The organism is Mucilaginibacter arboris, from assembly GCF_009754915.1.
GTDB classification, from domain to species: domain Bacteria; phylum Bacteroidota; class Bacteroidia; order Sphingobacteriales; family Sphingobacteriaceae; genus Mucilaginibacter_A; species Mucilaginibacter_A arboris.
This window is the reverse complement of sequence record NZ_WPIK01000004.1, coordinates 154,919-167,141: the sequence shown is the minus strand read 5'-3', so window position 1 is coordinate 167,141 and position 12,223 is coordinate 154,919. Positions and strand designations below refer to the sequence as shown.

11 protein-coding genes are annotated in these 12,223 nt (G+C 36.6%); 4 read left to right on the top strand and 7 right to left on the bottom strand.

The features are described from left to right. The first annotated feature begins 667 nt into the window (after nt 1-667). Nucleotides 668-1,771: a TlpA family protein disulfide reductase gene (locus tag GO621_RS05460; protein WP_198170144.1), complete on the top strand. Its 1,104-nt coding sequence runs from the start codon at nt 668-670 to the stop codon at nt 1,769-1,771. An 85-nt stretch (nt 1,772-1,856) separates the two neighbouring features. On the opposite strand, the gene GO621_RS05455 is transcribed toward GO621_RS05460, so the two are convergent. Further along, nucleotides 1,857-2,294 (bottom strand): aspartyl protease family protein, encoded by a 438-nt coding sequence (locus tag GO621_RS05455; protein ID WP_157564944.1) that lies wholly within the window; start codon nt 2,292-2,294, stop codon nt 1,857-1,859. 370 nt (nt 2,295-2,664) lie between these two features. Here GO621_RS05455 and GO621_RS05450 point away from each other — a divergent pair, with 370 nt between their 5' ends. Together GO621_RS05450 and GO621_RS05445 are read left to right on the top strand one after the other, a co-directional pair. Continuing rightward, nucleotides 2,665-3,270, top strand: a complete 606-nt coding sequence (locus tag GO621_RS05450; protein ID WP_157564943.1) for a hypothetical protein — start codon at nt 2,665-2,667, stop codon at nt 3,268-3,270. A gap of 122 nt (nt 3,271-3,392) precedes the next feature. Continuing rightward, nucleotides 3,393-5,264: a DNA topoisomerase IV subunit B gene (locus GO621_RS05445; protein ID WP_157564941.1), complete on the top strand. Its 1,872-nt coding sequence runs from the start codon at nt 3,393-3,395 to the stop codon at nt 5,262-5,264. 5 nt (nt 5,265-5,269) lie between these two features. Here the strand turns inward: GO621_RS05445 and GO621_RS05440 are convergent, their stop codons facing one another. The 3 genes from GO621_RS05440 to GO621_RS05430 form a co-directional block, all read right to left on the bottom strand. Next, on the bottom strand, nt 5,270-5,431 hold the full coding sequence (locus tag GO621_RS05440; RefSeq protein WP_157564940.1) for a hypothetical protein: 162 nt from the start codon (nt 5,429-5,431) through the stop codon (nt 5,270-5,272). 502 nt (nt 5,432-5,933) lie between these two features. After that, entirely contained in the window at nt 5,934-6,215 is a 282-nt protein-coding gene (locus GO621_RS05435) for a hypothetical protein (protein ID WP_157564938.1), read from the bottom strand. Between the two features lie 131 nt (nt 6,216-6,346). Further along, nucleotides 6,347-6,775, bottom strand: coding sequence for a nuclear transport factor 2 family protein (locus GO621_RS05430; RefSeq protein WP_157564936.1), 429 nt, complete (start codon nt 6,773-6,775; stop codon nt 6,347-6,349). 216 nt (nt 6,776-6,991) lie between these two features. Between GO621_RS05430 and GO621_RS05425 the strand changes: the two genes are divergently transcribed. Next, nucleotides 6,992-9,688 carry a DNA gyrase/topoisomerase IV subunit A gene (locus GO621_RS05425; RefSeq protein WP_157564934.1) on the top strand — a complete coding sequence of 899 codons (2,697 nt, stop codon included), beginning with the start codon at nt 6,992-6,994 and terminating at the stop codon, nt 9,686-9,688. Nucleotides 9,689-10,064: 376 nt separating this feature from the next. On the opposite strand, the gene GO621_RS05420 is transcribed toward GO621_RS05425, so the two are convergent. The 3 genes from GO621_RS05420 to GO621_RS05410 all read right to left on the bottom strand — a co-directional run bounded on the left by GO621_RS05420 (nt 10,065) and on the right by GO621_RS05410 (nt 12,143). Beyond that, nucleotides 10,065-11,444: an aspartate kinase gene (locus GO621_RS05420; RefSeq protein WP_157564932.1), complete on the bottom strand. Its 1,380-nt coding sequence runs from the start codon at nt 11,442-11,444 to the stop codon at nt 10,065-10,067. Nucleotides 11,445-11,577: 133 nt separating this feature from the next. Then, a complete protein-coding gene (locus GO621_RS05415) occupies nt 11,578-11,868 on the bottom strand; it encodes a type II toxin-antitoxin system RelE/ParE family toxin (protein WP_157564930.1) in 291 nt (96 codons plus the stop codon). Beyond that, nucleotides 11,865-12,143, bottom strand: coding sequence for a hypothetical protein (locus tag GO621_RS05410; RefSeq protein WP_198170143.1), 279 nt, complete (start codon nt 12,141-12,143; stop codon nt 11,865-11,867). The genes GO621_RS05415 and GO621_RS05410 overlap by 4 nt, the downstream gene beginning before the upstream one ends. Between the last annotated feature and the right edge of the window lie 80 nt (nt 12,144-12,223).

The window sequence follows — 12,223 nt, the reverse complement described above, 5'->3', positions numbered from 1 at the left end:
CTTTTATCACCTAAAAAATGTTAACCATTATTTTTTTGATCGATTTAATCACTAAAGACCTATAAGGTTTTCAAAACCTTATAGGTTATGTAAACACCAATTTTTACCCGGTAAAAGAAGCATGGCACTAAACTTGGGCATGCCGTAGGATCAAATTTAATTGGCACCAAAAGTTTAAACAACCTTATCTTAATTAGTTATACGACTTTATCTTTATTATAATAATGATTGAGGTTTATTCAAAAAACGTTTAACTACTGCGTAAATAATAAAAGGTATCACAATGAAAAGATTTTATACATGTTGTATTTTGCTCTTTGTTTTTTCAACAAGTGCTTTCGCTAAAAACGCCACCGTACATTTCACCATAAAAAATTTTAAAGGATCTATTTTTATACATGATCCTGTCTTGCTTTATGATTTGACGAAAAAGAAAGTAAACGAACTTCAATTGGATGCGCATCAATCAGCATCTTTTACAATTGATATTGATCAGCCAACTTATTTGATTTTCTATTTATCTGATAGGTATTTTCGTTACAGCCTTTTTTTAACGCCTGGAGACGAGCTTTTTTTAACAGTAGATTTTGCTCAAAAAAACAATCAATTTAAAGTAACGGGTAAAGGCAGCAATAATAATCAGCCTGAAATTTTTGCCTTAACCAATATGGATACGCAACCTTTTAATAACGACAAAAACCCGGAACGAGTGATTGCTGCGATCAACAAACAGTATTTGCTGAATAAAGGCCTATTGGCTAATTATATAAAAGCAAACAAACCTTCCACTGCCTTTATCAAAAATGCTATGATTAACTTAAAATATTTTGCTCCCGCAAATTATTATGAGTTTAGTCATAATCATACTCTTTTTAAGTCAAAAGAAGAGTTAAAACCATGGCTGAAAATCCAGGACAGCCTGTTCAAAACTATAAAACTGAGCAATGATGAGGCATTGAACGCCTATAATTATACCGAGTTGATTTATAATTTTATGTTTCGTGAAACGGAAGCTCTCGAGATTGAATATCAAAAACAACCGGCAGTGTTTTATAAACAATGGTTTCATACCAATCCTGCCAAAGGCGATAGTACTTATAAGAGTTGGTATTTGGGCGTTATAACTAAAAAAGTTGTCGACAAATACTTTACAGGCAAAGCTGCTGAGTATGCATACGTCCGCGCATTAAAATATAGATTCTCTCGCGCCGATTATCCGGCCGTTGTTTCGATATTCAATTACTTTAAAAAAGAATATCCACATAGTGCCTATGTAAAGGGATTTAGTCCTACCATCGCTGAGTTGGTAAAAAAACAACAGCAAACCTTTAGTAAAGCAACAATTTTTGTTAAAAACAACGGCACCCGGCTAAATACATTTAAGGATGTGCTGGCGCTAACCAAAGGCAAAGTTGCGCTGATAGATATGTGGGGAACGTGGTGCACGCCTTGCAGAGAGGAAATAGAAAAAAATGCCTTAAAGTTAGAGACTTATTTTAAAGGTAAAAATGTGAATTTTATTTATATAGCCAATTTTGATGTTGGACGGGAGAAAGAGTGGAAAAAAGCGATTGCGTATTTTCAAATCGAAGGAATGCAAATTTTGGCCAATCCTGCATTAACAAAAGATATTATGGACAAAGTTAAATCAACTGGTTATCCTACTTATATTATTATAAATAAAGATGGAAGTTACAGAAAAACAGCAACACAACACCCTGTAAACGTTCAGGCAATGATAAAAGAAATTGAAATTGCCAACTTGCAGTAATCTTACCTGATTATTGGATTTTTTTAATCCAACAGATACTTCTTTTATCACCTAAATTTATACTGCTTGCTTCAAAGCCAAAGCGTTATTGTTCCGCCCTTTTCAAAACCATTTTACATTTAGCATAATCAATAACCGCTTGATATTCCATCAAAACATCTCCGCCTAAAACGCCAAGTACAGGTGCAATTTCTAATTTTCCATAAGCGGTATTAATGGCAGATAAATCTAAAACAGCAACTTCTATCATCGGGATATGAAACTTTCCAATATACAAATCTGTAATGGCGGTTGTAAAAGATTCCATATTGTTTGTACCGAGGCCGGTTGTTAAATGTCCGGAGTTTTTCAATTCATTTTCATGGACCAGTTCCAGCAAAAGGGCTTTATCAAAAGCGGTTTTAGAAGCGCCGGTATCCAAAACCAGTTTAAAGGTTTTTTTAAACAGCATAATATTCACCAGTACGTGGAAACCGTTTCCGTTTAAATCAATAACTTCCAGTTTAATACTTTTTTTAGCCATTAAAAATATATTTATATCTGCTTTAAATGGTTTACAGCAGTTAATGCAAACGCGAATATAGAAGCAATTTTTTGTTACGCCTTAACGCTGATGCTTCTTTTACCGGTAAAAAAATGTTAACAGCTTTAATTGAAATGACAGGATTGATGGAGAAGGAAATAAAAATTAATTTTTATAAAATATTGATAATAATAGTAACTTACATGCTCCAATTATCACTTAATAAATTCTATGTCAAAAGAAAAATAGTCCTTTAATTATTAAAATTTAAGCCGGTACTAATTAAATTACATTTAATAGAGCAACGAAATTAAGTTGGTTAAAATTAAAACTAATAGTTTTTCTTTAAAAACCTTAAACTGATCTGTTGATGAAAAATATACTGCCCTTATTGTTATTGTTATCATTTTCGGTTGCAGCCTGTTATGCACAAACGGCAGCAACTTCGCCACAGTTTAAAATTTTTGAGCAAACCCTCTCGGCAGCTAACCTGCAATTTTCATTTCCAAAGGATTTTAAAGAGATTAAAGCGCTTCATACAGTAACTACTAATGTGGATTATGCAATGGAACTTCCTAATGCCAATTTTCAGGTCTGGTATAAAGTTAAAGATTTGCAAAAAGAGTGGCCAAAATTTAAAGTAACAGAAGATGACCCTAAACGGTCAGCTACCAATCCCGATTCACTTTATAATCTGGAATCTTTATCAGCAGCTACAAAACTGGCCGGGAAAGATAATTTTACCGCTAAAACTTTACCGCCAGATTTATTAACTGTTTTTCATGCAGATGAAGGTAAATCTTACCAGCTAAATTTATACGACAGGCCGGAAACGGGACATTACCAATACGGCTTATTAATGTGCTTGCAAAAAAACGGGACCGGCTATATTTTGATGCTTTTTTTAGGCAACGAAAACGGGCCGGAATTTTATAAAAAAGTTAATAAAGCTTATTACTCGGTCAGGTTTAACTGATACTGTTTTTATCGCTATAATTTTATCAACATTTACTTTAAATTATCAAGATAATGCCGGTTGGATAAGGTAAAATAGTTAGATTTTTAATAAATTTGTGCTAAAATTAGTAGCAATTTATTATGGCGGTAAGCACTGCAACTCCAACTGATCCGGTTAATTATAGTGAAGACAGTATCCGTTCGCTCGATTGGAAAGAGCACATCCGCTTGCGTCCGGGCATGTACATTGGAAAACTCGGCGATGGTTCTGCTTATGATGATGGCATTTATGTACTCCTGAAAGAAATTGTAGATAATTCCATCGATGAGTTTGTAATGGGTGCTGGCCGTACCATCGACATCAATTTAAGCGAACATAAGGTTGCTGTTCGGGATTATGGACGAGGAATTCCGTTAGGAAAAGTAATTGATTGCGTTTCCAAAATAAACACCGGCGGCAAGTACGATAGCAAAGCTTTCCAGAAATCTGTTGGTTTAAACGGTGTTGGAACAAAAGCGGTAAATGCATTATCAAGCAATTTTATAGTACAATCTTATCGAGATAACCGGACTAAAATTGCCGAGTTTAGCAAAGGCGAACTGTTGCGCGAAGAAGAAAAAGATACGACGCAGCGAAACGGTACGGCAATCAGTTTTTTGCCTGATGATACTATTTTCAGGCATTACCGTTTCATTCCGGAATTTGCTGAGAACATGATCTGGAACTATGTTTTTTTGAACGCCGGTTTAACGATCAATTTTAACGGTCAAAAATATTTTTCTGAAAAAGGGTTACACGATCTTTTAGTTCGAAATACCGATGCCGAAAATCTTCGCTATCCAATTATCCATTTAAAAGGTGAAGATATTGAAATAGCGATGACACACGGACAGCAATACGGCGAAGAATATTATTCTTTTGTAAACGGCCAGCATACTACGCAAGGCGGAACACATCAGGCAGCTTTTCGCGAAGCGGTTGTAAAAACCATCCGCGAGTTTTACAAGAAGGAGTTTGATGCAGCCGATGTTCGCGCTTCTATTGTTGCAGCCGTTTCTATCCGCGTGCAGGAACCGGTTTTTGAATCTCAAACCAAAACTAAATTAGGTTCGCAAAACATTGCGGAAGATGGCCCTTCCGTTCGCGCTTTTATCAATGATTTTGTTAAAAAAGCACTGGACGATCATCTGCATAAAAACCCTGCTACTGCTGATGGATTATTAAAACGGATTTTACAATCAGAACGGGAACGTAAAGATATTGCCGGTATTAAAAAACTGGCTAATGAACGTGCAAAAAAAGCTTCTTTACACAACAAAAAACTGCGTGATTGCAAATTACATTTTGAAGATACGCACGAGCGCAAGCAAGATACAACGTTGTTTATTACCGAAGGGGATTCTGCAAGCGGTTCCATCACTAAATCACGCGACGTACAAACGCAGGCAGTTTTCAGCTTAAAAGGAAAACCGTTGAATTGCTTCGGCCTAACCAAAAAAGTAGTTTACGAGAATGAAGAATTTAACCTGCTGCAGCATGCACTAAATATTGAAGATGGTTTGGATGGATTGCGCTACAACAACATTGTAATTGCAACTGATGCCGATGTGGACGGTATGCATATCAGGTTGCTGTTAATGACCTTTTTTCTGCAATTTTTCCCTGATCTGGTAAAAGCTGGCCACGTTTCTATCCTGCAAACGCCGCTTTTTAGGGTTCGTAATAAAAAGGAAACCATTTATTGTTACAGTGACGAAGAACGACAGCGGGCAATAAACAAGCTGGGCAACAAACCGGAAATTACACGTTTTAAAGGTTTAGGTGAGATTTCGCCGGAAGAATTTGGCTTGTTTATCGGAAAAGATATTCGTTTAGATCCTGTTTTTTTAAAAGAAGCCAACATCAAATCGTTGCTGGAATATTTTATGGGGAAAAATACGCCTGATCGTCAGCAGCATATTATTCAGAATTTAAGAATTGAGGTTGATATTTTGGAGGAAGAAGCAGTTTAATAATTTTAATTCTTTAAAAACAGCAAGATAAAAACAAAAGTAACAGCAATCTGTCCGATCCAAAAAATGAATATCCACTTGATTGTTTCGGCTTTGTTTTTTGCCATTTTAGTTTCAAGCTTTGCCATATCCTCTTTAGTTGCTAATGATTCATACTTTGAATTCATCCCTCTACTGGTCGCGGGTTTGCAACCCCGACCTTTGCGCTGGGGATTTCTAATCCTGTAATAAAATTAGGCCAATAGTGATACTCCTTTTATAGACAAAAATTAGTATGATTAACAAGCTGTAAACCTTTAGGTTTTCCAACAGTAAGGAAACAATTTTGTGATGTTCAGAGATTTACATAACTTCCGGAAGAAGCAGAGGCAGCCTAATGCTGTTTTTATCGGTATAAAATTAAGGTATTTTTGCGGTAAAAGAAGTAAGTAAGTTTTTGATTAATGGGAATGGAAATCCACAGCTCGATGGTCTGTATCGCAGATCCTGACCAGTAGGAGTCTGTTTCTCTTCGAGTGCAAACAAATGCTATTTCATCAGTATAAAATTAAATTTTATGCTCAAGCAAGGGATGTAATTTATAACTTGCTTAAAAATCTGCAATTGAAAAAACGGTATTGTAGGATACAACTCGCAGAAAAGTTACTTTGAAAATTTGAAAATAAGATATCACTTCTTCAAAAACAACAATATAAAACCAAAAGTAGCAGCAATTTGTCCAATCCAAAAAATGAACATCCATTTTATGGTGTCTGCTTTAGCTTCAAGAAACTTTTCAGTTAGTTTTGTCTCAAGCTTTGACAGGTCTTGTTTTGTAGCTAAAATATCTGATTGTCTGTCAAATTCAGCTTTGATTTTTTCCTCAATATAACCAGTCAAGTTTTCAGCAGTTTCTTTGCCTACTTTCTCATTTAAAAGAGAATATAATTGAGTGATGCTAACTGTTGTCATAGAATAAGTAAATGTAAGAATATGTATTCAATAAATAGTATTTAATAATAACTGAAACTGCAAAATTGAAGGTATAAAAAAAGCATCCCCGCGTCAACAAGAATGCTTCTTTTATCACCTAAAAACTGGGCTTAGCTAAATACGGTAGAAACGTTAGTAATCTTCCAGCCATTGCCAGTATCAGTCATGGTTACAAAGTTAATGCGCGAAAATTTTTCGTATTTCATTTGTACTTTATATACAACCAATTTTGCTGTACTTTCAACAATTCGGGCAGTAGTGGTGCAATTTTGTTCTACGTCTTGCTGGTTCTTAAGGCTTTCTAAAATCTCGTTTTTGCTGAAGCTGATTATTTTTTCGCCGCGGGTATGCGAAAATTTTGCGCTGTCATCAATAACATCTGCAAGCCCGGCACATTTGCCATGTGTAAAAGCATCAACATAAGCAGAAATTGCATAACGCATGGTCAGCCTTTCGCTGCGGTTTGGAAGGTTTGCTTTGCTAATGCTGTAAGTTACGGTTAGTAACAAGGCGAGCAGGGTTGTTTTTAAAGTTTTCATGATATTTAAAATTTAAGTTTTTGTGGTTGTTTTGGTATATAGACGCCACCAGGTATAGATTCGTTACAGCTTTTCTATTAATATTTTGTTAAATGCTATTTTATTGTAATTTCTTTTTTTTGTGATAAATGGCATCGGCAATGTAAAAGCAGCTTTAGCCTTTTGCATCTAAATTTTCTTGTTTGTAGTATATTTGCATCTTTTAGCCAATACCGAATGAATGACAATTTAAGTCAGCAAAATGAACAGCTGTCTAATGTAACTTCCCTTTCGGGACTGTATGAAAACTGGTTCCTGGATTATGCTTCTTACGTAATCCTGGACCGTGCCGTACCGCATATAAATGATGGGTTAAAGCCTGTGCAACGCCGTATCCTGCATTCTTTAAAGGAAATGGACGACGGCCGTTTTAACAAAGCAGCCAACGTAATTGGCAACACCATGAAGTATCATCCGCATGGCGATGCTTCTATTGGTGATGCGATGGTGCAGATTGGACAGAAAAACCTGCTGATTGATTGCCAGGGAAACTGGGGCGATCCGGTTACAGGAGATTCTGCTGCTGCGCCGCGTTATATCGAGGCGCGTTTATCTAAATTCGCGCTGGATGTTGTTTTTAATCCGGATACAACCGAATGGCAATCCAGTTACGACGGCCGTAATAAAGAGCCGGTAACACTTCCGGTAAAGTTTCCGCTTTTGTTGGCACAAGGTGCCGAAGGAATTGCGGTTGGTTTGGCGACAAAAGTAATGCCGCATAATTTTATAGAACTGATTGATGCTTCCATAGAAATATTAAAAGGTAACCGTCCCGATTTATTACCTGATTTTCCAACTGGCGGACTGGCAGATTGTTCAGCTTATAACGAAGGCCAGCGTGGCGGCAAGGTCCGTATCCGTGCTAAAATAGAAGAACGTGATAAAAAAACACTTGCTATTACAGAAGTTCCGTTTTCTACCACAACCGGAAGTTTGATCGACAGCGTAATTGCAGCCAATGATAAAGGCAAAATCCGCATTAAAAAAATTGAAGATAATACCGCAAAAGATGTAGAAATTATCATTCATTTAGCACCCGGGATTTCGCCGGATGTTACCATTGATGCGTTGTATGCTTTTACCGATTGCGAAGTTTCCATCTCCCCAAATACTTGCGTAATTAAGGATAACAAACCGCACTTTATGAGTGTGAACGATATCCTGACGGAGAGTACTGTTTTTACCAGGGAATTATTGAAGCAGGAGCTGGAGATCAGGTTGGATGAGCTGAAAGAGAAAATTTTTTTCAGTTCATTGCTGAAGATCTTTATTCAGAACGGAATGTACAAGCATCCGGAATACGAATCATCCGGAAATTTTGAAGCCGTAATAAAAGTGCTGTACAAATTATTTGGGCCTTTTTTACCACAGCTTTACCGGGCAATTTTGCCAGAAGATTTTAAAAAGCTGATTGATAAACCGATGAGCAGCATCACGCGCTTTGATGTAAAAAAAGCGGACGAGCAGATGAAATCGCTGGAAAATGAGATCAAGGAAGTAAGCCAGCACCTGAAACACCTGACCGATTATGCCATCGATTGGTTCCAAAAGTTAAAAGAAAAGTTTGGTAAAGGCCGCGAACGCAAAACCGAACTCCGCGTTTTTGACAGGGTAGAAGCAGCACAGGTTGCTTTAGCCAATGTTAAAATTTATATGAACCGTGCCGATGGTTTTGTGGGCACCGCTTTGAAAAAAGATGAGTTTGTAGGAGATTGTTCTGATCTGGACGAAATTATTGTTTTTAGGGAAGATGGCCGTTTCCTGGTTACGAAAGTGCAGGAAAAGGTTTTTGTTGGAAAAGATATTATCTACGCTGGCATCTTCAAAAAAAATGATGAGCGCACGGTTTACAATTTTATTTATAAAGATGGGGAAACCGGTACTGCTTTTATCAAACGTTTTTTTGTGCAAGGCATTACCCGCGATAAAGAATACGATTTAACCAAAGGATCAAAAGGCACAAAAACGCTGTACTTCACCCATAATCCAAATGGTGAGGCAGAAGTGGTAAACGTACAGCTAAAACCACATTCAAAGCTTAAAAAGCTTAGTTTCGATCTTAATTTTGCAGATGTTGCTATCAAGGGCAGAAATTCGCAAGGCAACATGGTTACCAAATATCCGATTAAAAAAATCACGCTTAAAGCAAAAGGTATTTCTACGTTGTCTGGTCGCAAAATTTGGTATGACGAGGTGCTAAAACGTTTAAATGTTGACGGACGCGGTACTTTTTTGGGAGAGTTTGACGGTGAAGATAAAATTTTGAAAGTATTAAGCAACGGCGTTTGTGAGTTGACAAGTTTCGATTTGACGAACCATTTTGAAGATAAAATGATTAGGATTGAAAAGTTTAACCCCGATCAGGTTTATACGGTTGTTCATTACGAAGGCAAGCTGAAGAATTATTTTGTAAAGCGTTTTACTTTTGAAAACCTGGTTTTGGGCAAACCTGTAAACCTGATTAGTGAAGAAAGCGGTTCTAAAATGATCCTGATTTCGGGCGCTTCACAGCCAGTAATTAAAGTGGAATTGCTGAAAGGCAAAACGCATTTGCCGGAAACGACAGAACTGAATTTGGCTGATCTGATTGATGTAAAAGGCATTAAAGCACAGGGAAACCGGCTTTCTCCGCACGAAATTAAAACTATCGAACTAATTGCCGAACATGATGACGAAGAAGATGTGCCGGACCCGGTTGCAGAAGTTTCTTTAAAAGAGATCGTTTCCGAAGAACACAAAGAAGAAGAAGCCGAAAAAGAAATCTCGCAGAAAGAAGAAGGGCCTCCGGTTAAACCAGCTAAAAAGATAGAACTGGAAATTACCAACCCGGAAGAGGTAGATATAAAAGGTAAAGGCCAGTTGCCTTTGTTTTGAGTCATGCAGAACTTGTTTCGGCATCCCATCAGAAAGATCTAAATCTTGAAAGAGGGATTCTGAAACAAGTTCAGAATGACAGAGCAAACCTTAAAGTTAAATCAAAACGTCAGGTTGCCCAATGCTTCTTTTATGCTGCTGTTTTAGCCAAAGCATTCTGAAAATATTTTTCGTAATAGATTTTCTGACCAAATAAAGGCTGGAGCAAAAAAACAGGCAGTAAAAGAAGTATCAGTTTTTTCATATTTCAAATTAAAATTGGTTTCCTAATATAATGGATTTACGTATCGTTTAAAAATAGTAAGGGAACAATTACTGCTGATAATCATTCCCTTAAAACTAAAAACAGGAAGTTTGGGCAATGCTTCTTTTATCCCTAAAAAAACATGGCCTTATTTAAAGCGATGATTGCTTTTGCAAAATCTTCGCGGTCAATTAAAAACTGGATGTTTACTTTTCTTAACGAAAAACCACAACTTTTAATATTAATGCCTTCATTGGCCAACCCTGTAGCAGACCTGGCCAGCAAACCAGGCTGATCGATGTTGGAGCCGATAATGCAAACCATTGCTGCTTTTTCTACGGTGATTTTTTCGAACTTTTCCTCCAGTTCGTGGATTAAGGATTCCTTGAAATCTTTCTCCCAGATAACTACAGAGATACTATTTGCGCTGGTAGCTTTGTAACTGTAACTCACACCAAGGTTAAAAAATACCTGCATAATTTGTAAATCCGAACCAACATTGCCAACCATTATCGGATCGTAAATATCTATAATCAAAACTTTATCCGTTCCTGTGATCACTTCAACCCGTTTCTTTTCAGAAATATAATCCTGGGTAATTAATGTTCCGGGGTGCTCGGGTTCAAAAGTGTTTTTGATACGAAGGTTAATCCCGTTAATTTCCAAAGGTTTGGATGCTTTTGGATGGATGGCTTCCATGCCCACGTCTGCCAATTGATCTGCAACATCATAATTGGTAAAACCAACAGGCGCACAATTATCAATCCCAACTAAAACCGGGTCAGCCGTACATAAATGGTATTCTTTATGGATAATTGCTTCCTGCGGTTTTACGGCAACGGCAATTTTACTGAACGTAACTTCGGAGTAACCGCGGTCAAATTCGCGCATAATCCCTTCCGTACCTTTGGCATAGCCAGTTACAATACAAATGGTTTTGCTGAAATCAATATTCTTAAACGCTTCTTTTATGCGCTGATCTATAGTGTAAGAATTGTGATCGTCAAAGCCACTCAGATCAATACAAGTTGCGTTAATATTTCTGTTTTGAAGGATATTGGTGAAGTTAAAAGCCGAATGCGTTTCGCCAATAGAAGCCAGGATTTCTCGTGCAGCCTGTAAAATCCCTTCTTTGCTTACATAACCAGAAGCCAGGATATTCACTAAATTTTCCAGGTAATTTTGTGCTTCGCGGACACGTTTTTCTATAAACCGGTCGGCAGTAGCCAAATCCAAACCCAATTCAACATAATTTTTATTGATAGTTTGTAGTTTAACAATCAGGTCATCTAAAGCAGTATGAAAATCCTGGTAATTGGCAATTAAATGATATACGCCTGGCGCACCGGTTTTCTTGTTTTCCAACAATAAATTAGTAACGCCCGAAAAAGCCGAAACCACAAAAATGCGGTTATACAACTCATTGCCGGTACGGTTAAACAGAATGATATTTTTTAGCACGTCGTGCAGGGCAGTCATGGAAGTGCCCCCGATTTTTTCTACAGTCAGCATCAGATCAATATTTTATACCTTAAAAACAGTATGTTGTGTTGTTGTTTTTAAAGGGTTCAAAGCTATTAAAAAAGCTGAAAGTGGGTAAGTTAAGTTTGAGGATTTTTAGGTGGTAAAAGAAGCATGGAAGTTTTTATTTAGGTTTCTTTTTTGGATCTTGTCTAACATCAAAAAAGGTCAGAATAATCATATTTTGATCTTTAATTCTATAAAAAACAGTGGTTAATTTTGTTAATCGAAATGCCCTGATTTGCTTGCTTTTTACCTCAACTGATCCTATTTGAGGATAGGTTTTTAATAAGTGAAGAAAATCTGTAATCTTTTGTTCAAAAACTTCTGCTACAATTTCTCCAAAATTTTGCTGGATGTATTCTTTAATTGAAATGAAGTTTTGTTCTGCACGCTTGGTTAAAATGATCTTCATCTAAAATTTCTGAAAACTGTTTTTGCATCAACCAGATTTCCTTCATCCTCAGATTCTTCAAAAGCAAGCATTACTTCCTTTTTTTGTTCTTCATTTAAAGATTCCCAAAGTGAACCGTCCTTTTCGTTTTCCTTCGATTTCAAAAAATCATATAACGTTTGTAAAACCTGCTCGTTTTGAATAGCATCTACTATTTGATGAATATGAAATTTAAGTTCTAATGCTTCCATTATATCTAATCTTGGTTCTACTAAATTATTTAAAATTATTGGCATCAACTTAAAAAAGCCTGAAAGTTGCTAAATTTAAGTTTGAGGATTTTTAGGTAGTAAAAGAAGCATGAAAGTTTTATAGG

Coding starts and splice junctions, on each gene's coding strand:
- GO621_RS05440 (WP_157564940.1), bottom strand. CDS start 5,431: ATGAATTCAAAGTATGAATCATTAGCAACTAAAGAGGATATGGCAAAG.
- GO621_RS05420 (WP_157564932.1), bottom strand. CDS start 11,444: ATGCTGACTGTAGAAAAAATCGGGGGCACTTCCATGACTGCCCTGCAC.
- GO621_RS05410 (WP_198170143.1), bottom strand. CDS start 12,143: ATGCCAATAATTTTAAATAATTTAGTAGAACCAAGATTAGATATAATG.
- GO621_RS05415 (WP_157564930.1), bottom strand. CDS start 11,868: ATGAAGATCATTTTAACCAAGCGTGCAGAACAAAACTTCATTTCAATT.
- GO621_RS05430 (WP_157564936.1), bottom strand. CDS start 6,775: ATGAAAACTTTAAAAACAACCCTGCTCGCCTTGTTACTAACCGTAACT.
- GO621_RS05460 (WP_198170144.1), top strand. CDS start 668: ATGGATACGCAACCTTTTAATAACGACAAAAACCCGGAACGAGTGATT.
- GO621_RS05455 (WP_157564944.1), bottom strand. CDS start 2,294: ATGGCTAAAAAAAGTATTAAACTGGAAGTTATTGATTTAAACGGAAAC.
- GO621_RS05435 (WP_157564938.1), bottom strand. CDS start 6,215: ATGACAACAGTTAGCATCACTCAATTATATTCTCTTTTAAATGAGAAA.
- GO621_RS05450 (WP_157564943.1), top strand. CDS start 2,665: ATGAAAAATATACTGCCCTTATTGTTATTGTTATCATTTTCGGTTGCA.
- GO621_RS05425 (WP_157564934.1), top strand. CDS start 6,992: ATGAATGACAATTTAAGTCAGCAAAATGAACAGCTGTCTAATGTAACT.
- GO621_RS05445 (WP_157564941.1), top strand. CDS start 3,393: ATGGCGGTAAGCACTGCAACTCCAACTGATCCGGTTAATTATAGTGAA.